The 22970-nt window shown below is 58.8% G+C and carries 25 protein-coding genes; 7 read left to right on the top strand and 18 right to left on the bottom strand.

Going from position 1 to position 22970, the window contains the following annotated elements:
• Positions 1–3 precede the first annotated feature (3 nt).
• From HNE_RS15310 to HNE_RS18765, 3 genes are read right to left on the bottom strand one after another with little or no spacing between them, the layout of a single operon-like run.
• Positions 4–1299: an ATP-binding protein gene (locus HNE_RS15310; protein ID WP_011648067.1), complete on the bottom strand. Its 1296-nt coding sequence runs from the start codon at positions 1297–1299 to the stop codon at positions 4–6.
• Positions 1300–1307: 8 nt separating this feature from the next.
• Positions 1308–1997, bottom strand: a complete 690-nt coding sequence (locus HNE_RS15305) for a response regulator (RefSeq protein ID WP_011648066.1) — start codon at positions 1995–1997, stop codon at positions 1308–1310.
• Positions 1998–2007: 10 nt separating this feature from the next.
• Positions 2008–2472, bottom strand: a complete 465-nt coding sequence (locus HNE_RS18765; RefSeq protein ID WP_011648065.1) for a MarR family winged helix-turn-helix transcriptional regulator — start codon at positions 2470–2472, stop codon at positions 2008–2010.
• Positions 2473–2525: 53 nt separating this feature from the next.
• Here HNE_RS18765 and HNE_RS15295 point away from each other — a divergent pair, with 53 nt between their 5' ends.
• Entirely contained in the window at positions 2526–3410 is an 885-nt protein-coding gene (locus tag HNE_RS15295) for a branched-chain amino acid aminotransferase (RefSeq protein WP_011648064.1), read from the top strand.
• Positions 3411–3414: 4 nt separating this feature from the next.
• On the opposite strand, the gene HNE_RS18620 is transcribed toward HNE_RS15295, so the two are convergent.
• The 4 genes from HNE_RS18620 to HNE_RS15270 form a co-directional block, all read right to left on the bottom strand.
• Positions 3415–5025 (bottom strand): PKD domain-containing protein, encoded by a 1611-nt coding sequence (locus HNE_RS18620; protein ID WP_011648063.1) that lies wholly within the window; start codon positions 5023–5025, stop codon positions 3415–3417.
• 192 nt (positions 5026–5217) lie between these two features.
• Entirely contained in the window at positions 5218–7086 is a 1869-nt protein-coding gene (locus tag HNE_RS15280) for an ABC transporter ATP-binding protein (protein ID WP_011648062.1), read from the bottom strand.
• Positions 7087–7130: 44 nt separating this feature from the next.
• Positions 7131–8078, bottom strand: a complete 948-nt coding sequence (locus HNE_RS15275; protein WP_011648061.1) for a DMT family transporter — start codon at positions 8076–8078, stop codon at positions 7131–7133.
• Positions 8044–9003, bottom strand: coding sequence for a calcium/sodium antiporter (locus HNE_RS15270; RefSeq protein WP_011648060.1), 960 nt, complete (start codon positions 9001–9003; stop codon positions 8044–8046). Before HNE_RS15270 ends, HNE_RS15275 begins: the two co-directional genes overlap by 35 nt.
• A 175-nt stretch (positions 9004–9178) precedes the next feature.
• Here HNE_RS15270 and HNE_RS15265 point away from each other — a divergent pair, with 175 nt between their 5' ends.
• Positions 9179–10171, top strand: a complete 993-nt coding sequence (locus HNE_RS15265) for an HWE histidine kinase domain-containing protein (RefSeq protein ID WP_011648059.1) — start codon at positions 9179–9181, stop codon at positions 10169–10171.
• 13 nt (positions 10172–10184) lie between these two features.
• On the opposite strand, the gene HNE_RS15260 is transcribed toward HNE_RS15265, so the two are convergent.
• Positions 10185–11021 (bottom strand): response regulator, encoded by an 837-nt coding sequence (locus HNE_RS15260; protein ID WP_198022883.1) that lies wholly within the window; start codon positions 11019–11021, stop codon positions 10185–10187.
• A gap of 133 nt (positions 11022–11154) precedes the next feature.
• On the opposite strand from HNE_RS15260, the gene HNE_RS18760 reads away from it, so the two are divergent.
• Positions 11155–11322 carry a hypothetical protein gene (locus HNE_RS18760; RefSeq protein WP_156950309.1) on the top strand — a complete coding sequence of 56 codons (168 nt, stop codon included), beginning with the start codon at positions 11155–11157 and terminating at the stop codon, positions 11320–11322.
• Positions 11323–11550: 228 nt separating this feature from the next.
• Positions 11551–12078: a SixA phosphatase family protein gene (locus tag HNE_RS15250; protein WP_011648057.1), complete on the top strand. Its 528-nt coding sequence runs from the start codon at positions 11551–11553 to the stop codon at positions 12076–12078.
• 115 nt (positions 12079–12193) lie between these two features.
• On the opposite strand, the gene HNE_RS15245 is transcribed toward HNE_RS15250, so the two are convergent.
• The 4 genes from HNE_RS15245 to HNE_RS19185 form a co-directional block, all read right to left on the bottom strand.
• The gene (locus tag HNE_RS15245; protein WP_011648056.1) at positions 12194–12499 is read right to left on the bottom strand and encodes a UrcA family protein; all 306 of its coding nucleotides are present in this window, start codon (positions 12497–12499) and stop codon (positions 12194–12196) included.
• 79 nt (positions 12500–12578) lie between these two features.
• Positions 12579–12764 (bottom strand): hypothetical protein, encoded by a 186-nt coding sequence (locus tag HNE_RS15240; protein WP_035591472.1) that lies wholly within the window; start codon positions 12762–12764, stop codon positions 12579–12581.
• 232 nt (positions 12765–12996) lie between these two features.
• Entirely contained in the window at positions 12997–13155 is a 159-nt protein-coding gene (locus HNE_RS18450) for a DUF2256 domain-containing protein (protein ID WP_083759101.1), read from the bottom strand.
• Complete coding sequence (locus HNE_RS19185; protein ID WP_035591474.1) at positions 13145–14737, bottom strand: FAD-binding domain-containing protein; 1593 nt, start codon at positions 14735–14737, stop codon at positions 13145–13147. Before HNE_RS19185 ends, HNE_RS18450 begins: the two co-directional genes overlap by 11 nt.
• 768 nt (positions 14738–15505) lie before the next feature.
• On the opposite strand from HNE_RS19185, the gene HNE_RS15230 reads away from it, so the two are divergent.
• Positions 15506–16720 (top strand): acyl-CoA dehydrogenase family protein, encoded by a 1215-nt coding sequence (locus HNE_RS15230; protein WP_011648053.1) that lies wholly within the window; start codon positions 15506–15508, stop codon positions 16718–16720.
• A 60-nt stretch (positions 16721–16780) separates the two neighbouring features.
• Positions 16781–17917 carry an acyl-CoA dehydrogenase family protein gene (locus HNE_RS15225; protein ID WP_011648052.1) on the top strand — a complete coding sequence of 379 codons (1137 nt, stop codon included), beginning with the start codon at positions 16781–16783 and terminating at the stop codon, positions 17915–17917.
• 76 nt (positions 17918–17993) lie between these two features.
• Here the strand turns inward: HNE_RS15225 and HNE_RS15220 are convergent, their stop codons facing one another.
• The 6 genes from HNE_RS15220 to HNE_RS15195 all read right to left on the bottom strand — a co-directional run bounded on the left by HNE_RS15220 (position 17994) and on the right by HNE_RS15195 (position 21191).
• Positions 17994–18368: a DUF2853 family protein gene (locus HNE_RS15220; RefSeq protein ID WP_011648051.1), complete on the bottom strand. Its 375-nt coding sequence runs from the start codon at positions 18366–18368 to the stop codon at positions 17994–17996.
• Between the two features lie 171 nt (positions 18369–18539).
• Positions 18540–19442 carry an SIMPL domain-containing protein gene (locus tag HNE_RS15215; RefSeq protein WP_011648050.1) on the bottom strand — a complete coding sequence of 301 codons (903 nt, stop codon included), beginning with the start codon at positions 19440–19442 and terminating at the stop codon, positions 18540–18542.
• A 97-nt stretch (positions 19443–19539) separates the two neighbouring features.
• Complete coding sequence (bfr, locus tag HNE_RS15210; protein WP_011648049.1) at positions 19540–20025, bottom strand: bacterioferritin; 486 nt, start codon at positions 20023–20025, stop codon at positions 19540–19542.
• A 203-nt stretch (positions 20026–20228) separates the two neighbouring features.
• Positions 20229–20429, bottom strand: coding sequence for a (2Fe-2S)-binding protein (locus HNE_RS15205; protein WP_035591480.1), 201 nt, complete (start codon positions 20427–20429; stop codon positions 20229–20231).
• Between the two features lie 81 nt (positions 20430–20510).
• Positions 20511–20738, bottom strand: a complete 228-nt coding sequence (locus tag HNE_RS15200; protein ID WP_011648047.1) for a helix-turn-helix transcriptional regulator — start codon at positions 20736–20738, stop codon at positions 20511–20513.
• A gap of 3 nt (positions 20739–20741) precedes the next feature.
• On the bottom strand, positions 20742–21191 hold the full coding sequence (locus tag HNE_RS15195; protein WP_011648046.1) for a hypothetical protein: 450 nt from the start codon (positions 21189–21191) through the stop codon (positions 20742–20744).
• A 159-nt stretch (positions 21192–21350) separates the two neighbouring features.
• Between HNE_RS15195 and HNE_RS15190 the strand changes: the two genes are divergently transcribed.
• Positions 21351–22943, top strand: coding sequence for a lysine--tRNA ligase (locus HNE_RS15190; protein WP_011648045.1), 1593 nt, complete (start codon positions 21351–21353; stop codon positions 22941–22943).
• Positions 22944–22970: the final 27 nt, after the last annotated feature.

Below are 22970 nucleotides of genomic sequence, written 5' to 3'. Positions count from 1 at the left end.
TATCTAGTGCGGCAGTCTTAAGATTGCGCGTAATCCACCCAGTGGGCTTGGCGCAAGACGCACATCGCCGCCATGCATCCGGGCTGTATCGCGTGCCAGGGTAAGCCCAAGACCCGAGCCGGAGGCATTCTGGCTACGTGCGTCATCCAGCCGAGAGAAGGGCCGGAAGGCTTCTTCATAACGGTCGGCGGGTATGCCGGGGCCATCATCATCCACGATCACTTCAGCCCAATGCGGTCCATTGACGAGCGTAACGCGGGCGTGGCTGGCATATTTCAGCGCATTTGAGACAAGATTTGTAATCGCCCGTTTCAGGGCAAGCGGGCGGCCCCGCGCGGTCAGTGTCTGAGGGCCGCTGACCGGAACATGTGGGCCAAAGCCTGCCACTACATCGTGAACCAGGGCGCCCAGGTCAAACTCGGCCGCTTCGTCGCCCTCCTCGCCGCGCGCAAAGGCGAGGTATTCGTCCAGCATCATCGCCATGTCATTGAGATCTGATCGCGCCGCTTTGAGATCGTCGGACTCCGGCATGAGTGCGAGGGTCAGTTTCAGGCGCGTCAGCGGCGTGCGCAGGTCATGGCTGACGCCGGCCAGCATCGCGGTGCGCTGTTCAGCGAAGGATGTGAGGCGGTTCTTCATGTCGATGATGGCGCGCGCGGCATCGCGCACTTCCGTCGCCCCGGAAGGGCGGAAACCCTCCAGATCTCGCCCCCGGCCAAAGGCGCGGGCCGCCCTTGAAAGCCGAAGGATCGAGCGGACCTGCTGGTTGAGGAAACCGATCGCGAGGGCAACCATCAGCAGTGAGAAGAAGATCACCCAGACAATGAAGAAGTGCGCATTGATGACGAGCGCGCGTTTGCGGTCGATGATGATCTCTGCGGTGGAAGCGCTGGCGGCGAACCGGATGTGCAGCTTGGGTTCTTTTGGGACCTGGCCGACGAAGACCCTATCACCAAGCCGTGCGGCCAGTTCACTGTTGAGCGTATCATTGTATGAGAAGCCTTGGCGCAAGGCGCTGATGGGCACGGCATTTTCGGGCAGGGCGCAGGTAAACTCCGTTTCCAGAAGGTATTGTATCCGCGCATAGTCTGCCGGGCCGTACTCCGGATTGATGCAGGCATCCCGGATCAGCGCCGCGTCGCGGGCAATACCCTGACCAAGCTTGCGGTTCATCTCGGCGATATGGCTGGAATAATAGTACCAGGTCATCAGACCCAGGATCAGCAGGACGGGCGCGAGGATCAGCAGCAGGCTGCGGGCGTAGAGACCGCGGGGGGTAATGTCGCGCAGGCGGAGCATTCGGGGTTTCAATCCGGCATCAGGCGGTAGCCGACGCCCCGCACGGTCTGGATATGGATCGGTTCTTTGGGGTTGGGCTCGATCTTGCGGCGCAGGCGTGTGACCTGCACATCGACCGAGCGTTCCATGCCCGCCGAGGTCATCTCGGCAAGGTCTTCCCGGCTGATCGCTTCACCCGGCATCCGGGCAAGGATTGTCAGCAGCTGGACTTCAGCGTCCGTCAGGCGGATGCGCTGGTCACCTGCTTTCAGTTCGCCGCGCTCGATATTGAAGACGAGACCTGACATCTCGATTTCTTCCGGCGGTGGGGCAGGCTTCTGCGAGCGGCGGAGAATGGCTTCACAGCGCAGGACCAGCTCTTCGGGTTCAAACGGCTTGGCGAGATAGTCATCGGCGCCAAGGCGCAGCCCCTCGATCCGGTCGCGCGCTTCACCCCGCGCCGTCAGCAGCATGACCGGGGTGGCCCGCGCCGGGCCGGAGCGGATGCGGTCCAGCAGTTCCAGACCGGTTTCTCCCGGCATCATGATGTCGAGCACCGCCAGATCGAAGGTCATGTTGTCCATCAGACGGCGCGCCCCGGCCGCATCGGGCGCGCTCGTCACCCGGTATCCCTTCAGCGTCAGGAAGCGCTTGGTCAGATCCCGGATGCGGTCGTCATCATCCACGATCAGAATATGGGCGGGGTCTTTGAGGCTCATGGCATCGCCCTCACTTCACCAGGGCTTCCAGCATGAAGCGTGCGCCGGCGACAGCTTCAGGTCCACAGGCGCGGAAGGCTACCCGCAGGCGCTCGCGCAGCTCTATGGTGATGGGGGTCGTCAGGGTCGTGCCCGCATCCGACAGCGAGAGCTTCCGGCGCCGGCCGTCAGAGCCCTCGCGGGCGCGCTCGATCAGGCCGCGAGTGTCGAGCTGGCCGATGATACGGGCAAAAGTTGGCACCGTCATGCCCAGCTGATCGCGCAATTGGCTGACCGTGAGGCCCGGTTGATAGCGGATTGCCATGAGAATCTGCATCTCTGTCTTGCTCAGACCGGCCTTCTTGCGGGCCTTTTCAGCAGCCCGCATAAGCTCATCTGCCCCTGAAATCAGGAGTCCTGCGCCTCTGTCGAGTTCCTGGTCGGTCAGAAACAGGCGGGGGTCGAATGGGCGGTTCAGGTTGACGGATTGGGCCATAAGTCGGAAATGAACGCGAACCGCAACAAAAGTGCAAGCGAGGAGCGTAAGCAATGTCTGCCATCCCCTATGATGACCGCGACGGATACATCTGGATGGATGGCTCGTTCGTACCCTGGCGTGACACCAAAGTGCACGTTCTGACGCATGCATTGCACTACGCTTCCTCCGTTTTTGAAGGCGAGCGCGCCTATAGCGGCAAGATCTTCCGCTCGCTGGACCACTCCAAGCGGCTGCACAATTCGGCCGGTATCATGGGCTTCGACATTCCCTTCAGCGTGGAGGAAATCGAGCGGGCCAAGAAAGAGGCGCTGGAAAAATCCGGTCTCGAGAGCGCTTATGTGCGCGCCGTGGCCTGGCGCGGATCGGAAATGATGGGCGTTTCGGCGCAGAACAACACCATCCATCTGGCAATCGCTGTCTGGCATTGGGGCGACTATTTTGCCGACAAGATGAAGGGCATCCGCCTGACGCATGCCCAGTGGCGCCGCCCGGCGCCCGATACGGCGCCCTGCCATGCCAAGGCGGCGGGCCTCTATATGATCTGCACCCTCTCCAAGCATGCCGCGGAGAAGGCGGGCTATCAGGACGCGCTGATGCTGGACTATCGCGGCCAGGTGGCCGAGGCGACCGGCGCGAACATCTTCTTCGTGCGTGACGGCGTTCTGCATACGCCGACCCCGGACTGTTTCCTCAACGGTCTTACCCGCCAGACGACGATTGCGCTCGCCAAGGCGCGCCAGATCGAAGTGGTCGAACGGGCGATCTTCCCGGATGAGCTTTCAACGTTCAGCGAATGCTTCATCACGGGCTCTGCTGCGGAGCTGACGCCGGTCGCCGAGATCGGCGAGCATCGCTACAAGCCTGGCCAGATCTCCGAAGCGCTGGTGAACGACTATTCCAACCTCTGTAACGGGAAGCTGGAGCTGGCGCTTTAGGGCGTCAGTAGGGCGGACTGACAAACACTTTCAGTTCTTGTTTGTCTGGGTGGAGCGTGACAATCGCCTGATTGTTGTCGACGCTGATCCCGAGGTTTCCGCCCGTGGTCGCGCCCAAGCCAACTTCGAAAAAGTAGGGACCATCAAGACTACCGAACCAGTCAAATGGATCATTCGGCTTGAATACTATTGCTTGAGGAGAAGAGGGCGCAAATATCACAATCTCGATTCCAGCTGGGTTCGCGGTTAGAAAAGAGTATTTGCCAAAGCCGCTTGGTGCACCGATTTCCCATTGGTAGGTGGACTGAACGATATTTCTGTTATCATCCAACCCTGCCACAATGAGCCTGTGGTCACCTTTGTGCTCTCCGTCACTAAACAACAGCCAAAGTGTGTTTTCTGCTGTCATGTGATCTATCAACTCTAGATCATTTACACTGTCGAATTCAGCTCTCACGCTTTGCGTAAGTTCGAACGCGTCAACCTCCTGAGTCATTGCCCCTGGTTTTTGCGAGTAAAGCTCCAAAGATCGTGTGTCGAGATTGTAAGTCAGAAGACTGATTAAATCCAACAAGCCGTAAGGCGAACCAAAGACTGTTCTGTCTACAGAGAAATATGTTCTTTGAATGCCGCAAATTGAGTTGGTGGTGGTGAAGCCTTTCTGTCGGACGGGATTGTGCGCCGGAGGCGGCGGAGGATATTGGGTGGATGTATCGACGCCCCAACCATTTTCATAAAGTTCAAAGCCAGCATTTCTGCGGCCTACTATCAGCCACTGTTCAGAGACCAGTTGTGTTGTGGAGCAAGCGTCCTGATGAGAGGTCTCTTGCAGCAGTGTAAGTTCGTCCGAGTTATCTGGCGGCTGGCTGTATATGCGTGATCCTTGACTATCGATCACCCAGAAATGAGATCCTGACGAAAGCGTGAAGTACGTAACTAGTTTAGTGAACAAAGGCTGTTGAAATGCTTGGCTGATTGCTCTTCTGAAAGATAGCGCAAACTCTGTGCTTTGGGAATCTCGGTAGACACCATAGAACGAGATATCCCCACCCGGTATTTCTTCTGCACCCAGGATTTGCAAACCGGGGTGGACTGTACCCCAGTTTATGGGTCTAAATGGAAGTGGGATGGTCGAATAGTACGTATACGGTGTTATTAAGGCTGGTGTTTGTGAGATGTTCTCGAAGACCAGCGGAACGTCTGCTGTGGACGAATTTTCTCCGTCAGATACTGTAACCCGAAATACTGCTTCGGTGTCCTCGATGACTTCGGCGGCGGCGACTTGGAGCACTGCCTGATCGGGTGTCTCGAGTGTGACGGGCGGTCCCGATAGTTGACTCCACGAATATGTAAGCGTGTCGCCGTCTGCATCCGTGGAGGTGGAGGCATCTAGCGTGAAGGGCTGGCCTTCCTCGGGCGAGGCAGGGCTGGCAGTGGTGCGGGCGACAGGGGCCTCATTGGCCGGTGGGGGAGGCGGAGGAGGCGGAGGAGATACAGAGTTGCCGCCGCTTGGCGTGCTGCTGCTCCCACCACCGCCCCCACAGGCAACCAGGGTAGCGATGGCAAGGGCGGAGGCGGCCACACGCAGGTGTGGTTTGAGTTGGCTGACTTTCATGGACCCCTCGGTAATCTAAAGTTACCTTCTGCGTACCAAAAATATTCTCCACTGCAAGGTGGAATTTCTAATATTTTTAAAGGCTTGTGCGCGGTTTGGAACGGTTTCTATCAAATTCCGGAATTAACCATAATGCAGCCTGCGGACGAACTTACTTGTTTTCCGTTACATCCCGCGGCGGAACAGCAACTGTCAGCGATACCCGGCGGCTTGCAGTTCAAAGAGTTCGGCATAGCGCCCGCCGGCCGCGAGGAGTTCCTCATGCGTGCCGATGGCTTCGACGCGGCCATTGGCCAGGACCAGGATGCGGTCTGCCATGCGCACTGAGGAGAAGCGGTGGGAAATGAGGATGGCGGTCTTGCCTTCGCTGAGTTCCTTGAAGCGGAGGAACACTTCGTATTCGGAGCGGGCGTCTAGCGCGGCGGTGGGTTCATCCAGGATGAGAACTTCGGCCCCGCGCATATAGGCGCGCGCGATGGCAACCTTCTGCCATTCACCGCCGGAGAGTTCTACGCCATTGCGAAAGCGTTTGCCGATCATCTGGTCGTAGCCTGCCGGCAGGCCGGTGATTACCTGCGCGGCGAGACTGCGCGCGGCGGCTTCTTCAATCCGTGCACGGTTATCCCGCTCGCTGATGCGGCCGACAGCGATATTGTCGCTGGCGCTGAGATTGAAGCGGACAAAGTCCTGGAAGATTACGCCCATCGCGCCGCGCAGTTCGTCGATGTCAAACTCACGCAGGTCTCGCCCATCGAGGAGGATCCGGCCTTCGTCCGGATCATAGAGGCGGGCCAGCAGTTTCACGAGGGTTGTCTTGCCCGCGCCATTCTCGCCGACGAGGGCGAGCGTTTCGCCTGCCTGCAACTCGAAGCTGAGATGGCGCACCGCCCATTTCTCCGCGCCGGGATAGCGGAAGCCAACATCTTCGAAAACGAAGCCTGATTTGATCGGAACGGGTAGAGGTACCGGATTTTCCGGTGAGGCGATTTCCGGCGCGACCTTGAAGAAGCCGAAGAGGTCGTCGAGGTAAAGTGCCTGGGCCGCCGTGGTGGAGAAGCTGGTGAGAAGGCCCTCCAGCAGTGTCCGCAGGCGCCGGAAGGAGGCAGAGAGGAAGGTCAGATCACCGATGGTGAGCTGTCCGGTCAGAGTGCGGCCGATGATCCAGACATAGGCGAGATAATAGCCAACGGTGCCGATTGTGGTGAACACGCCTCCCCACAAGGCGCGCTGTTCGGCAATGCGCCGGTTGGCCTTGAAGAAGCTTTCCGAGAGGAACCGGTAACGGTCGATCAGGAAGCGGCTGAGGCCGAAGATCTTGACCTCCTTGGCGGTGTCGACGCTCGCGGCGGTCTGGCGGATATAGTCGAGTTCCCGCCGCGCCGGGGTGCGCTGATAATCGAGGGAATAAGTCTGGGCGTTGAAATAGGTCTCGCCCAGGAAGGCCGGGATCAGGGCGAGGATCAGGAGGACGATCAGCCAGGGATTATAGACGACCAGACCGCCGGCAAATGTCAGAACCGTGATGATATCCTGCATCTGGTTGAGGAGTTGGCCCGTCAGCGTCATGCGCCCGGAGGTCTGGCGGCGGGCCCGGTCAAGCTGGTCCTGGAATTCGGTGTCTTCGAAATCTTCCAGATCGAGGGTCGCGGCGTGCTCCATCAGCTTGATGGAGGAGGAGACTGACAAGCGTTCGGAGAGGAGGGAGTCGGTCAAGCCAATCAGGCGTCCGGTAACATCCGAGAGAATGGCGAGGCCAAACTCGGCGGCGAGATACAGAAGGAGCGCGTCTGCATACCCTGCCTGCCACCAGTTCAACATCGTGTCCGGCCCGTTCTCCATGCCGATAAGCCGGACGACCTCATCAATGATGAGTTTCCCGAACCAGAGTGCGGCAACCGGCAAGACCGCCCGGATGAGGCGAAGGAGCGCCGCGATGAGCGTCAGAGTGGGGCTGGCCTGCCAGACAAGCTTCAGGAAGGGCCAGACATTGCGCAGGGCGGCAAAGCGCCCGCGCAGCGATTTCGGGAGGCGGACTTCGCCTTTCTGCGGTGTGTCGGTCATGCCTGCACAAGCATGTCACATGCTGCGCGGTCTCAGAAGAGGTTTCAGGTAAGGATGTCGCTGGCGGGCATTTTAGCTTCGCGCCGGGCGATGAAGTGCGTCTCGAAAGCGACCACAAGACAGGCAGCGATGATAATGCCTGCGCCAGCCCAGACGCGCCAGCCTGGTATTTCCTGAAAGAAAAAATAGCCCAGGAGGGCTGACCAAATCAGGCCGGTATATTCAAAGGGGGCAAGCGTCTGAGCCTTGGCCCGGCCATAGGCCATGGTCATCAACCACCAGATGCCAATGCCGAACACCGCAGCGCCGATCAGCATCGACCAGGCCCCTTCTGCCGGCATGGGGTCTGTAAACACCAACATGAAAGGCAGCAGAAAAAGCGCCGGGAAAATGTTCATGAAGGTGACCAGCGTGAGGCTGTCTTCTTCTCTTGTCCGAAGGCGGAGGAGAACGATGTTGAGGGCATAGAGTACAGCTGAAGCGAGCACTGCGACCGTACCATAAAGCCGGTTGCCTTCGACCGGCGCGCCCGACGATTCTGCTGTTGCGGCAAGGGCGGCGCCACAGAAGCCGATGAGAGAGGCGCCGATGGTAACCGGGCTCATCTTTTCGCCAAGGATCACACGGGCGATAGGTGCAATCATCAGCGCTGCCGTGAAGCCCATGACCACGGCTTCGGCCAGGGCAATCTGGGTCAGCGAATAGAAGAAGCAGAAGGCCGAGATGACCTGCGCCAGCGACCGCAGCGCGTGAAAGCGTATGGCGGGAAGCGTGGGCATGGACCGGCGCGCCTGCAGGGAGAGGGCAATCATGATTACCGAGCCCAGCACGTACCGCCAGGTGGTTGCCGTCAGCACGCTTGTAGAGCCCTGCATGACGGACTTCATCAATGCATCAATGCCGCAGCCAAAGACCACGCCGAAGCAGACCAGAAGGATGGGGTGGGGCGCGCGCATGTCAGGCGCCAGCGTGCAGTCCAAGCCAGATGACATAACCTGCATAGGCCAGCAGCATGACGGCGCCTTCGGTTCGCCCGATGCGCCAGCGCGATATGGCTGCGAAAGCCAGCAGCGCCGTCGCCGCAATCATCACCCAGATGTCGAGCCGCAGGATTTCGGCGGGAACGGGGATCGGTTTGACGATCGCGGTCACCCCGAGAATGCCGAGTATGTTGTAGATGTTGGAGCCCACAATGTTGCCGAAGGCGATGTCACCCTGCTTGCGCAGGGAGGCCATCACCGAGGTGATCAGTTCGGGCAGCGATGTGCCAACCGCCACGATGGTCAGGCCAATGATGGTTTCCGAGATCGAGAACATGCGGGCAAGGTCAATGGCCCCGCTGACGAGGAAGCGCGCGCCGGCTATCGTCAGAGCCAGGCCGCCAGCCACAAAGAGAAGGTCCAGCACGATGGCGCCTGCGGAAGGCTTGGAGGCCGGAGCTGCCACGCCACTGGCTGCCGCCGCCGTTTTTGTGGCTGTGCGCTCCTGCTGGAACGCAAACCAGATGTAGCCGGCGAGACTGAGCACGAACAGTGCGCCCATCCAGCGGGTAAGCTGGCCGAACATCACCGCGCCGAGGCAGAGTAGGGTGGCGGCTGCCAGAACCACGCCGTCTCGCTTGAAGGTTTCCTTGGCGACCACAACCGGAGAGATGAGCGCCGCAGCGCCGAGGATGAAGAGGATGTTGGCAATGTTGGACCCCACCACATTGCCGACGGCAATGCCGGGCGAGCCGGCAAAGGCAGCCTGAAGGCTGGTTACAAGCTCTGGCGTCGAGGTGCCGAAGCCAACCAGTGTCAGACCGATCAAAAGCGGCGAAATATTGAACTTTTCAGCGAGCTTGACGGCGCCTTTGACGAGAAGTTCGCCACCGGCCACCAGTAAAACGAAGCCGAGCAGAAGGGAGAGGAGCAACATACCTTGGGTTCCGTGCGAAATTATCTGCGCCACATCTGGCCTATCAGGCGCGCGCGGGGAAGGAGGGGCCGGGGAAATATTCTCTCTCTTCACGCTTCAGCTTTCGGCAGAATATGGCAAGGTTAACCGTCGATGGCGGCAGCCCTGTTTCAAATGCGAGTTTCGGAGGTGACGAATGTCGCCGGATGCCCTTGTAATACTCAGCAGTGTGACGACCCCTATCCAGGTGATCGACCGGAATTTCCGCTTTGTGTTTGTTAATCCCGCCTATCTCAGGGTTTTTGGAAAAACCTGGGAGGAGCTTGCCGGCCAGAACGTGTTTGACATCTATCCTGAAGACCCCGAGCGCAAAGCCGAAGTGAGCGGCCGGTTTGAGCGCGTGCTCAAGGGAGAATTCACCAACTCCAATATGCAGGCCTATCGGCTTGTGGGCCAGGATGGCCGATTGGTGGAGCGGTTCTGGAAAGTGGATGAGGCCCCATTGTTCGGTGCAGATGGGCAGGTGCAGTACATCGTGCAGACGATTCTGGATGTGACGGTCGAGGTTCAACTCCGGCGCCAGAAGGACGTAATAAATTCAGAACTGGAGCACCGCCTTCGCAATACGCTGACCATGGTGGGCTCCCTTGCCATTCTCATGGGTCAAAACGCGGAAAGTCCGCAGGCGTTTGTGGAAACATTTACAGACAGGCTGGATGCAATGAGCCGCAACCTGCTGATGATTTCCGACAATCACTGGCAGGGACTGACCTATCGGCAGATCGTGGAGGCAGAACTGGCGCAGGTTCTGGAATTGGACAGCCCGCGGTTGACGCTCCGGGGGCCGGATGTTCAGTTTTCGGTGAGATCAACCAAGTGGACAGCCCTGCTCGCGCACGAGCTGGTGAAGAACGCCCTTCGATACGGTTGCTTCTCTGTACCTGATGGAAAGTTGACGCTGCTCTGGACTGTGGAGAACGGCAATTTCATCACGGAATGGATCGAAGAAGGGGGGCAATCGGGTGCGAATTTTTCCTCCAGCGGATTTGGCACACAGATGCTGCAGCTTATGCCCAACACGAAAATGGTTCGCGAAATGCGACCTAAGGGATTTTATCTGCGCACGGAGTCTCCCGCCACCTTCCTTCAGGATGAGCCGGACCAATCCAGGCTCGACATGGCGCGATAACGGGATAAGTGGTTCAATTCTGTCGCATTGATTGAATGAACAGAGCTTGCGTCACAACCGCCTTTACCTGCGCAGGCTTGAACGGTTTTGGAATGAGGAAGGCGGGTTCTCCCGGCGAACCCGTCAGCATCCGTTCTGGAAAAGCTGTGATGAAGACGACAGGGACAGAAAATTCCGACCAGATTTCCTTGACGGCTTCGGTACCCTGCGACCCGTCCGCCAGCTGAATATCGGCAAGTATCAGATCGGGCCTGGTTTCCAATACGGCCTGCACGGCTTGATCGCGTGTAACGGCAATGCCGGCAATGCTGTGTCCGAGGGATTTCACCAGCTGGGATAGGCTTGCCGCGATCAGGGGTTCGTCTTCAATGATGAAAATGCGGCTTTTGAGCATGTCGGAAAGTTCGACCTCAGCGGAGTCAAGCAGTTCATCGACCCTTGCCGCGCTGACGCCGAGGACCATGCCCGCTTCGGCTGTGTTGAAACCTTCCATTGCGGTGAGCAGCAGGGCGCGTCTCGGTTGAGGGGATATGCCTTGCACCCCCGTATTCTGAGCATCGATCAGCCGCGGCAGGCGTTCGAAGGTGCGATCAAGAAGTTTGAACAGGCTGGGCCTGTCTATCGCGTCGGGCAAGTTGCCAAGCAGATCTTCCAGCATCGCTTCCACAGCTCTGTCGCCCAGAGCGGCGCTGCCCAGCACACCGCGACCATATCGGCGCAGATAGGGCAGTTGCTGCTCAATCGCCTCGGAAATTTTCATTTGATATTGCCCCCAGCGGCTGGTCGAGCGCCGCCTTGACCCTAACTTACTGCAAGCGTTGCGATTGGAAAGAGTGAGGAAATGGCACAATGCACGCCAATTTGTAAGCCTGTGCTATTGACGCCGACCCAGCACAAGCGGATTTGAAGGGGCGCGTTACGAGTCTGAACTCAAATTCAGGCAGTGTGTTTTGCATGCGACCACGTGCGGAGAGGGCAAAGGGATGACCCAGGGACCGGATAAAATGACGCCACTTTGGGATATTCAAGGCTGGAGCCGTGATGGCTTGATTTCGCATGCTCTAAAGGAAGCCCACATTGTTTCCCCAGAGGACGCCTGTTCCAATTCCCTGCAACGATTGATTCACGAGATCAGGCAGCAGGAGGAATAACGCTGAAATCCACGCGGTCTGGTTCGGCAGCGGCGTGAAAACGAGTGCCGTCTGCGAGGGGATACGCGTCACAGCAGGCGCGACGTCACCAAACCGGAGACGCATCTTTTGATCGCCCTCCTATTGATTTTCCCTGTATTAGGAGTGCCTAAGACCTGCTCGACCAATTTTAGATCGCCTGATTCCGTCCATGAGAATTCCGCTACAGTTCAGGATATGGGGCACGGCATGCAACGCCTGATCCTGATGCGCCATGCCAAGACTGAGCCCTGGAATGAGGGTATCGACGATTTCAGCCGCGCGCTGACACCTCAAGGACACGAGGATGCCGCGCGGATGGCGCAGGAAATCGTTGATTTGGGCTGGAGCCCCGAGCGGATACTCGTCTCCAGCGCGCGGCGCGCCCGAGAAACCTGTTCGGAAGTCGCCAAGGTCGTGACCGGCGAAAAAGTCCGCCCGATGGAGGCTCTTTATCTGACGGGCGTTCGGGGACTTACCGACGCGGTCGCCATGAATGATGGCGCAAAGGTTCTGATGCTCATCGGCCACAATCCGGGACTGCATGATTTTGCGCTGAACATCCTGCGCGAAGGCGGGTCAAAAAATCATGCGGACGCGCTTCGTCTGAATGAGAAATTCCCTACCAGCTGCGCTGCTCTGTTCGAGATGGAGCAAGACGGCGCATTTGTGCCGGCCAATTTTCGACTGGCGCACGTACTTCGGGCGAAGGATTTCCGATCCGTGAATTTGGGGTGAGCCCCAAAAAAAAAACCGCCTCTGCCCGTTTTGGGCGAGAGGCGGGAGGAGCCACGGTTCCGTGGTGGGTCAGGGCTGAGAGGCTTCAGGTCTGGAACCGGGACATTTCGCTGTATCAGCGGCGCTCGGCGTGGACCTGCGTCAGCAGTGTGTTGTCGATGGAGCCGACCGCGCGGTCCATGGTCTTGCGGACACAAAGGTTCTGAGCGTAGGCGCTGGCAAACCGCATATCGGCATGTTCCGTGGCGCAGCGTTCTGAAACCTGTTTGCGAATGTGATCGTACTCGGTTTCGGCGCCAGAACGGCTTGAGAGATTTTTGCCGGAATAGTCGATTTCCATCTGGAAGCTGTCGCTGGCAGCATAGGCGGGGGCACAGAGCGTGGCGGTGGCGAGCGCGGCGGCGAGGATGATGCGTTTCATGGGCGTTTCCTGAGAGTTGACGGTTTTATTGGGAGGGGGTGCGCAGCCGGTCAGGGGATGGCCGGCTGCGCGGTCGCCGCTAGTTACGGGCTTCGCGGCGATTGTTGCGGCGGCGGCGAGCGACCAGGAGGTTCAAGCGCCCCTCCAAACCTTCGTCATTAGCCGGCAGGGACCGGATGGCGGCATCGCCGGGAACGAGGCCGTAGGCCAAGACACCCTCAAACACCATGGGGCCGTTGTCGCTGAGACGGGGGCGGGGGGACATGACTTGATACTCCTTTTTGCTGTTCAGTTTTGTCCGTTTCGTTGGCGGCGTTCTTTTCCGCTGCCGACACAAACTAGATAGAACAGTTATTATTGTTTTTCAATATGTAATTATCGAAAAAAAATAAATACGAATAGAATCAAAGACATAAATTCATCGAATAACGATAACGTTCGGATTGATGGAGCTTTTCAGAAGATTATCGCAATTCGATAATGACCAAATGCGCAAGTCAACGCTTCTTACGGCAGCGGTCAGAGCAGTATTTTACCTCTTCCCAGACCCGTTCCCATTTCTTGCGCCATGAGAAGGGGCGCCCGCAGGTGGGGCAGGTTTTCGAAGGTAAATCTTTCTTGGCGGTTGCTTTGCCCGGAGCGCGACTATGAGGCATGGGCCTGCGACGGCGGAGTCAGGTGGAGGTCAAAGCTCAACTGAGCCGGCTCCGGCGCCCTCGGTACCGCTTGCCTGCGCGCAGCCTGCTGGCCGCGAAAGGGAATGCCGGAGCGTTTACTTCCGTGGCGGGCCTGCAGTGCGTCTGCCTGGGCCCCATGGCCGGCCCGCTTCCTCACCGCAAATATCCGGCTACGCGCCTCTTCGGCCGCTGCCATATGATCCACAATCCGCATCGGATAGGTCTGGCCCAGAACGATTCCGGCTCGCGCGCGAACCGAAGCGGGCGCTTCCCAGGGGGCGTGCAGCCATTCGGCGGGTAGCCCGGAAAGTTCGGGAACCCAGCGGCGTATGAACGCCCCATCCGGGTCCTGGTCCTGCGATTGTTTGACGGGATTATAGATACGGGGCGTGTTCATGCCGGTCGTCGCTGATTGCATCTGTGCCTGGGGATAGTGAATGCCAGGCTCAAAATCGGTGAACAGGGCCGCCAGATGTTCGGCCGGTTGTTTCCAATCGAGCCAGAGATGGTGTGACGCAAACCCCATAACCATGGCGCGCATGCGGAAGTTCAGCCACCCTGTCTCCCTGAGGGAGCGCATACAGGCATCCAGGAAAGGAAACCCGGTACGCCCCTCGATCCAGGCAGCAAGCCGGGGATCGCCCGCCAGGGGTTCAGGGCGCAAGCCATCATAACCGGGATGAAGATTGCGCGATTCTATGGATGTCTGATCCTCAAGCTTCTGGATGAAATGGCAATGCCATTGCAGCCGGGAGATAAAGCTGCCGATCGAAGCGGCAAATCCGGTATCGCCGCTTCTGCCATGCTCGTGCTGCGCTTTTTGCGCTGCCTGCCAGGCCTCTCTGATCGAGACCGTGCCAAATGCCAAATGCGGCGACAGGCGCGAGCAGGCATCGGCCGCCGTCAGGGGGCTCGACATGCTTTTCTGGTAGGTGCGGCCCCGGCTTTCAAGAAAGCTACGCAGGCAATCAACGGCTGCCATCCGGCCACCCTTCTGGCGTTGAGGGCAGTCATCCGCGCCCAATCCAAAATCCTGCGGCAGAGGCCATTCCTCGCTGTCTGCTGCCGACGGTTTTAAAGCCTCGGGGGCCACCAGTCTGGGGCGGCGCATGAAAGCTTCCCACTGATTGGCCCATCCGTCGCGTGATTGCAGGGCACGTTGAACGCCATTCTGAGGCTGTTCGCGCAGAGAAATGCCGGCATTCCGCGCCCACCGCCGAACCGCCCGGTCGCGATCAAAGGTCCATTGCAGGCCAGTTTCTTCATGGGCATGGATCGCCGCGATACCGTGTTTCTGATGAAGCGCGGAAAACACATCAATCGCGCTCCCCATGCGGATTACCAGCTTGGTCCCGCGCGCTTTCAATGCGGCGTCCAGTTCTTCCAGAGAGTCCCGGACGAAATCGAACTGACGGCGGGAATGTTCGGGCAACGCCCAATAACCGGGCTCAAATATGTAAAGCGGGAGGATAGGCGCGCCGCTCGCCACCGCCGCCGCCAAGGCTGCGTGATCGTGAACACGCAAATCCCGCTTGAACCATATGACATGCACGCCAGACATGGAACAAATATAGAACAAACGGCGCTTTTTGCAAGGGACTTGCGTGCTGCGTGAAATTGCCCCCGCGCCGACTTTGCCAAACGACCGGAAATTCAATCAGCTCGTTGCGATGGCGAAAACGAGTGTGAATTAAGGTTTGCGAAAAGGAAATGAGTTTCCCGGGGGGAGGGATATGGGGGCAGATGGCGAGTCAGCCAGGCAATTGTTTTTGCCGTTATTCGGGGGTGGTGTTCGCGAGCCACCACCAGACCAGGCGAATGCAGATGCCGTCGCGAATGCTCTTGCGCTAATCCAGCCTGAAGTGTCGGCAATCAGGACACTGAGGAAACCTCAGGCCTGGGTTATCGCCATGGCGCTTTTGCCTGGAACCGGTATTGAGCCTGTCTTCCTCTGGTTCGTCGGGCTTTGCTATGCCGCCGGATTTCTGATGCCGCATCCTGCTGGCGCTTACCCTGCCGGTCTACTGGCCCCTTCAGTCGATCGCGATGGCGCGTGCGCTCTACAGCCTGGCGCGCCGGCCTCACTTCTGGGCGAAGACGCCGCACGGAGACGCGCCGCATCTGAAGCCGATTCCGCCCTCACCCCTGGAAGGCGAGTTTGTTCGTCTGACGCTTGAGCTGTTTCGGAGGCGTAACGTTCGTCTTGCGTTCGCAGGTGAAAACGCGAACGCGGCAGCGTGTCATACTCTGACGCCGGGTGAGCGCTTGGCGAGCGGCGCAGCCGGGAATAGGGTGACCCAGAGACACATACGCCCAAGGGAGTACCGCCATGGCTTACGATAATGCCGAGCAACTTGAAGAATTCCGCCTAGAGGCCCGCAAATGGCTCGAGGACAACTGCCCCCCCTCCATGCGCACACCGATGCGGGATGATGAAGTCGTCTGGGGTGGGCGCAACGCAACCTTCAAGAACCCAGATTCGAAAGCCTGGCTGGACCGTATGGGCGAGAAGGGCTGGACGGCGCCGGAATGGCCAAAGGAATATGGTGGGGGCGGCCTCTCCCGGTCAGAAGCGCGCGTTCTTGAGCAGGAGATGCGCCGCATCAAGGCGCGCCCGCCGCTCTTTTCCTTCGGCCTCTGGATGTTTGGCCCGGCTCTGCTGGAGTTTGGCAACCACGAGCAGAAGCTGCGCTTCATTCCCGACATCGTCAAAGGCAAAACCCGCTGGTGTCAGGGCTATTCCGAGCCGGGCGCGGGCTCCGACCTCGCAGGCCTTCAGACCCGCTGTGAAGACAAGGGCGACCACTATCTGATCAATGGCCAGAAGGTGTGGACCTCTTACGCCGACAAGGCCGACTGGATTTTCTGCCTGGTACGCACCGACACCAGCACCAAGCATGAAGGCATCAGCTTCATCCTGTTCGACATGAAGAGCCCCGGCGTGGAAGCACGCCCCATCCAGCTTATTTCCGGCGAGAGCCCATTCTGCGAAACCTTCTTCACCGATGTGAAGGTGCCCAAGGAACAACTCGTCGGCCGGGTGAATGGCGGCTGGGATATTGCTAAACGGCTTCTCCAGTTTGAGCGGTCGTCGATTTCCGCCGGCGGCTTTGGCGGCACTGGCGGCTCGGGCATTCTTGGCCCGGACGAGTATGCCAAGCATCATGTCGGCACCGATGAGACCGGCCGCGTTGCAGATGGCGATCTGCGGGGCCGTATCGCTGACCACAAGATGTACACCAAGGCGTTTGCCCTCACGGTGCAGCGTCAGACAGAACAGGCCAAGGCAGGCCAGGCCGTCGGCCATACCGCGTCGATCCTCAAATATGCTGCCGCCAAGATGAACCAGGACCGGCACGAGCTTCTGATCGAGGCGCTGGGCACCGAAGGTCTCGGCTGGGAAGGCGAAGGCTTTGACAAGGGCGCCATGCGGGTCACCCGTCAATGGCTGCGCTCGAAGGGCAATTCGATCGAGGGCGGCACGTCTGAGATCAACCTCAACGTCATCGCCAAGCGTGTCCTGGGCCTCAAAGAGCACCAGTAAGGCCGGCTTCGCGAAACCTGCTGCAATCCCATACAAACTTGAATTTAAGGTGCCAGAGTAATGAGCTTTGTACTGACTGAAGACCAGGAAATGCTGCGCGAAACCGCGACGGCGTTTGCCCGCGACGAGCTTTCCATCACCCATCTGCGTGCGCTGCGCGATGCCGGCGCAAATGGCAAAGATGCCAAGACCCGGCAGAAACTTGCTGAACTCGGCTTCTTCGGTGTCATCATCCCAGATGAGCCGGGCGCCGAAACATTTGGCCTTACCGGCCTTGGCCAGATCCTTGAAGCGCAGGGCGCCACTCTGGCGGCAACGCCGCTTCTGCAGACCGCGCTGATCGCCGCCTCGGCACTTCAGCTTGGTGGAAGCCCGGCCCAACAGGCAGAGTGGCTGCCCAAAATTGCCGGTGGCGAGACCACCTTCGCCTTGGCGCTGGACGAGACCGCACATTTCGCGCCTTACAATGTTTCCACCGAAGCCGAGCGCAACGGGCAGGGGTACACGATCAACGGCCTGAAGAAATATGTGCCCGATGCCCATCATGCCGACATGCTGATCGTTGTGGCCCGTACTTTCGGTGAAAGCGGAGACCGTCACGGCCTCAGCCTTTTCCTCGTCCCGCGGGACGCAAAAGGCGTGACGATCACCGAGTTGAAAACCGTGGACAGCCACGGCGCGGCTCATGTGACGCTTGAGAATGTGAACGTGGCTGAAAGCGCGCTCATCGGCCCGGCAGATCAGGGCGCAGATATTCTCGATCCTGTACTTGACCGGGCTGCCATCGGCCTGGCGGCCGAAATGCTGGGCTCGGCGCAGGCCGCCTTCGATATGACGCTTGAGTATCTGAACAACCGCAAACAGTTTGGCCAACTCATCGGCTCGTTCCAGTCGATGCAGCACCGCGCGGCAAAGATGTTCATCGATCTGGAAATGACGCGCTCCTGCGTCGCTTCAGCACTGGCTGCGGCGGATGATGGCAAGTCTGATCTTGCCGAGCTTGCAAGCCTTGCCAAGGCACTGGCCAGTGAGCTTGTCCATCTGGTGTCGAATGAGTGTGTCCAGATGCATGGCGGTATCGGCATGACAGATGTTGCCGATCCCGGCTTCTACATGAAGCGGGCGCGGGTGCAGGAGGCGCTTTACGGTTCGGCAAGCTGGCACCGGGACCGGTATGCCCGCCTGAACGGTTTCTGATCCGCGCAAGCGCGCCCACAAAAAAGCCGCCGCTCCGGCAATCGGGGCGGCGGCTTTGTTTTGGCGTCCGGCTGGATCAGGCTTTCTTCAGCGCTGCAGCTTTTTTCAGTTCCTTGGCGATGAGGTAGTAGACAACCGGGCGGTGCTTGGCGCGCACACTGCGGCCATACTTCTCGATGGCGGCCTTGATGGCGGCATCTGCCTTGGCTTCATCCATAACGCCCAGGCGCTTGCCAATGAAATTCGTGCGTACACGTGCAAGCTCATCCTTGTCGGAAGCCGCGATGGTGGCCGAGTCGGATTTATAGATCGAAGGCCCGCTTGCTTTGACGCATGCATCGAGAAGGGCAAGGTCCGGGCGCGCTTCGCCGACTTTTTCCTTGAGATCTGCAACGTACTTTTCAACAAGCACTTCTTTGGCGCTTGGCGCCTTCGTGGTGGCTTTTGCCATTTTGAGTTCCTTCCTTGGTCCATTCCAGCGCAAAAGGCGAAACGGACAATACTTCAGGGATTGCGAAGGAGGCCTGATGCCTCAACGGGCATGTAGACCTCGCTTCGCCGGAAGGATCAAGCAGAAATGCACAGGTTGTGCATTTCTGTCCATGAGATCAGTATGCAGAGTTTACTTGTTCAGGGCGTATATCATGCAGACGCTGGAAGAAATCTGTTGTGTCTTATCATCCGAGGGCAGATTGAGCGCATCGATGTCTGCCTGCGAGATAGTTACCTGCTGCCCGCCAATAATTCCGCTGGCTACCGGGGCAGGTGGAGGTGGTGGAGGCGCAGGCGGTGCCATGGCGGCGGGTGCGGACCGGTAGTAGTCATAGTCGCTGCCTGCCATGGAGGACCATTGGCCAAGGCACGGCCCGCCGCCTTCTTGAACCACCATCAGCTTGCCAAGCGCCGCGCCACTTGCGGCAGCTGTCGCTTTGGCCCGTGCAGCGCCGTCTTTCACTGCGGCTTCATAAGCGGCGAGGTTCATCTCTGTCGTCCGCTCGAGATAGGTGGAGAGGCCGGTCGAGTTTTCCGGGCCGAGGGCAAGCGCGCCTGCACGCGCTGTGCCAGCCTTGGAAACGTCATCGACGATCACGCTCAATGTAACGCGAGCTTCATAGGCCCGGATCTTGTCGGAGCGCTGGTTGTCGATGCGGTTGCCTTCCTTGTCCTTGTATTGCTCATAGAGCGCGGTGACATTGACCGAAGACTGGATGACCGCGCCTTCACCGGCAGCTTTCTTGATTGTTTCATAGGAAAGACGGCCGCGCTCGACGGCGAGCTGCATGGCTTTCCCGGAGGCTTTGTCGGTTTCAAGATAGGTCACCGTGAAGGAGGCGCGGTTAGGCGCAACTTCCATATTCGCGCGGCCGAGCACTTCGATCACCGGACTGCGCGTCCAGTAGGGGGTGACGAAGGCTTCATTCTGGAAGTCCGGCACGCTCTGCGCGCTGGCCATCATGGCAGTGCCTGCCGCTGTGAAGGCAAAGAAAGAGCAAGCCAGGGCTCGCATTCCGGAAAGACGTGTCATGTATGTCCCCATAAGGTCAGATGTCGAAACGGCCCGCAGAACACTCTGCGGGCCGTTAAAACTATCCAACTCTTAATGTGGCCGCACAATGACCAGATTAGCTCTCTTTTTCGTTCGCTTCTGACTGGAGCAGCGTATAGCGCTCAATGCCGATCCGCTCGATCAGGGAGAACTGGGTCTCGAGGTAATCGACGTGTTCTTCCTCATTGTGGAGGATTTTGAAGAAGAGATCGCGGCTGCCGTAATCGCGCACTTCCTCACAATATTGGATGGCATCGCGGAGCAGAGGAATGGCAATATTCTCGAGCTTGAGATCGCATTCCAGGATTTCCTGAACGTTCTCGCCGATATGCAGCTTGCCCAGATCCTGGAGGTTGGGGAGCCCGCCGAGGAAGAGGACGCGCTCAATCAGCCAGTCGGCGTGATGCATTTCTTCGATGGACTCCTCATGCTCTTTTTTGGCGAGCTTGGAGACGCCCCAGTCGCGCAGCATGCGTGAATGCAGGAAATACTGATTGATGGCGGTCAGCTCATTCTTGAGGGCCTGGTTCAGGAAGTCGATGACCTTCTTGTCGCCTTTCATAGGGGAGCTCCGCTTCTTGGCTGGTTTAAGTGAATCTACGGACGGTATAGGCGGGCGATCCGCGTCAATCAACCAAAAAACCTAATAAAAACAATTGCATATGAAAGTGCGACACAGTTGCAGCGCGCGCGCACTATCGCCGGGCAGAGGCCGCCCGCACCAGTACTTTGAGTTTAAAGGAAGAAACGCGCTGGCGGGGTAGTTTACTCAGCCGCCATCATTGGCAGGGATGGCATCTGGCAGTCCATTTTTTCTGCAATCATCTCGCCAATGGTTGTCGAGCACTTGCCGCAATTGATCCTGCAGCCGTGATGGGCCTGTACAGCCTTGGGGCTGCGCGCGCCGGCATCAACGGCCTCGCGGACCGACCGGCAATTGATACGATTGCAGACGCAAATGATCATGCGAACCATTTGCAGCACTTGCGAATGAGTGTCAATCAGCCTTTTTGCATAATCTGCCTTCTCGCGGCGCGCCGTGACGGCTCACGAGAGCGGTGGCGGTTGCCAGCCGAAAACGTCTTCAATTCCAAGGTCAAAGACCCGCGCGATGCGGAAGGCGCTTTCCAAGGACGGCGAATATTTTCCCAGCTCTATGGCAATCACCGTCTGCCGGGTGACGCCGATGGCTTCAGCCAGAGCTGCCTGACTCATCGCGCCATGAGATTCGCGCAGCTCCCGGATACGGTTGGTGATGGGCGGTGCTTTCGCCATGGTTCAGACACCCCGGCGATAGAGGAATATCTGGAACACATACTCGAAAATCTGGGACAGCATCAGGCTGAGGAAGATCAGGTGGAACAGCATGTTCCCATCCATACTGACAGAGTAATGCCATAGCGCGCCAAGCGCCGGCACCGTCAGCACATAGCTCGACCAGTTGCCGGCCTTGTCCGAGATGATCTTCTCACGCTCGTCGGCGGGCTGGTCGGCTTCCTTCCCAGCAGCAACAGACAGAACCGTCATGACAATCACCGAGGCGATGACGATCAGTATGACATAGGCGATAACGAAGCCGATGATCGGGGGCGCCGTCTCTCCCGTTGCGCGCGATAGGCTCACCACCTTGTCGAAATAGAAGAAACCGCCGGCGATAAGAACGATCACCATCGCCCAGGCGGTCTTCTCACGGAACGATATGTCCTTGAGCCCCATTTGCAGTGACATGGCAATCTCCGATCTTGTCAAAAATATCTTACATTTCGGATAGTCCAATATTTTTTACATGTCAAAGATTTTTTACGGATCGAGACGGGCTTTGCTTGACGCCTTCCGGCAGCGCATCTAGGTCCGGCCCATCAATCTCTCATCTGTGATCGACGTTCCATGACCGACCTTTCAACACTCGCCCAATCTGCCAAAGCCTGGCCTTTCGAGCTTGCCCGCGCGCTGGAAAAGCGTGTCGCCGAGCAGGTGAAGGCCGGTGAGCGCAAGGCGGATGATCCGGTCATCTTTGAGACAGGCTACGGCCCCTCGGGCCTGCCGCATATCGGCACCTTCGGCGAAGTTGTCCGCACCACTATGGTGCGCCACGCTTTTGAAGTACTCACGGCGGGCAAATACGCCACGCGCCTCATCTGCGTGTCTGACGATATGGACGGCATGCGGAAGGTTCCCGAAACGGTGCCGGACCCCCGATCGCTGGAGCAGTTCCTCCAGAAGCCGCTGACGACCGTGCCCGACCCGTTTGGCACACATGCCTCCTACGGCGCGCACATGAATGCGCGCCTCTGCGCATTTCTCGACAAGTTCGGCTTCCAGTACGAGTTTCTCTCGGCGACCGACTGTTACCGGTCTGGGCGGTTTGACGCGATGTTGCTGCGCGCGGCGGAGAAGTATCAGGCGATCATGGATGTGATGCTGCCCTCCCTTGGCGAGGAGCGCCGCGCGACCTATTCGCCCTTCCTGCCGATCAGCCCGAGCACCGGCCGGGTGCTGTATGTGCCGATGAAGAAGGTGGATGCGGCCCGCGGTGAAGTGACGTTCACGGATGAAGATGGCACCGATGTGACGCTTCCCGTAACGGGCGGGGCGGTGAAGATGCAGTGGAAGCCGGATTTCGGCATGCGCTGGGCGGCCCTTGGCGTGGACTTTGAAATGTTCGGCAAGGATCACCAGGCCAACGCGCCGATCTATTCGAAGATCTGCCGCATCCTCGGCGCCCGCCCGCCGGAACAATATGTCTATGAGCTATTCCTGGACGAGAAGGGCGAGAAGATCTCCAAGACCAAGGGCAATGGCATCTCGGTGGAGCAGTGGCTGACCTATGCGCCGGACGAAAGCCTTGCGCTCTTCCAGTTCCAGAAGCCGCGCGTCGCCAAGAAGCTGTATTTCGACGTGATCCCGAAGGCGGTCGACGAATACCTGACCTTCCTTGAGAAGTTCCCGCAGGAAGAGGCCGCCGCCCAGCTGGAAAATCCCGTCTGGCATATTCATTCGGGCCGCCCGCCCCAATGGTCGAGCCCGGTCAGCTTTGCGCTGCTGATGAACCTCGTTGCCGTGGCCAACCCCACCGATACGTCCCAGCTCTGGGCCTATATCATGCGGTATGCTCCGGAAGCGTCGCCCGAAACCCATCCGCTGCTTGATGAGCTCGCCGGCTATGCCATGCGCTATTACCGCGATTTCGTGCTGCCTGCGAAAACCTTCCGGGCGCCCACCGATCAGGAGCGCGCCGCAATGGCCGATCTCTCGGCCCGGTTCAAGGTATTCTCCGATGAGCCCACCGGCGAGAACTTGCAGACGCTGACCTTCAGCGTCGGCAAGGATCATGGCTTCGAGAACCTGCGCGAATGGTTCAAGGCGCTTTATGAAGTGCTTCTGGGACAGGAGCAGGGGCCGCGCTTTGGCAGCTTTGCGGCGCTCTATGGCGTGGCCGAAACCGCCACGCTGATCGACGACGCGCTGGCACGTGGCTGAGTGGTAATCTGAAAGTAACGCAAATCC

It is taken from the genome of Hyphomonas neptunium ATCC 15444 (assembly GCF_000013025.1).
Classification (GTDB): domain Bacteria; phylum Pseudomonadota; class Alphaproteobacteria; order Caulobacterales; family Hyphomonadaceae; genus Hyphomonas; species Hyphomonas neptunia.
This window is presented reverse-complemented; position numbering and strand designations above follow the sequence as displayed.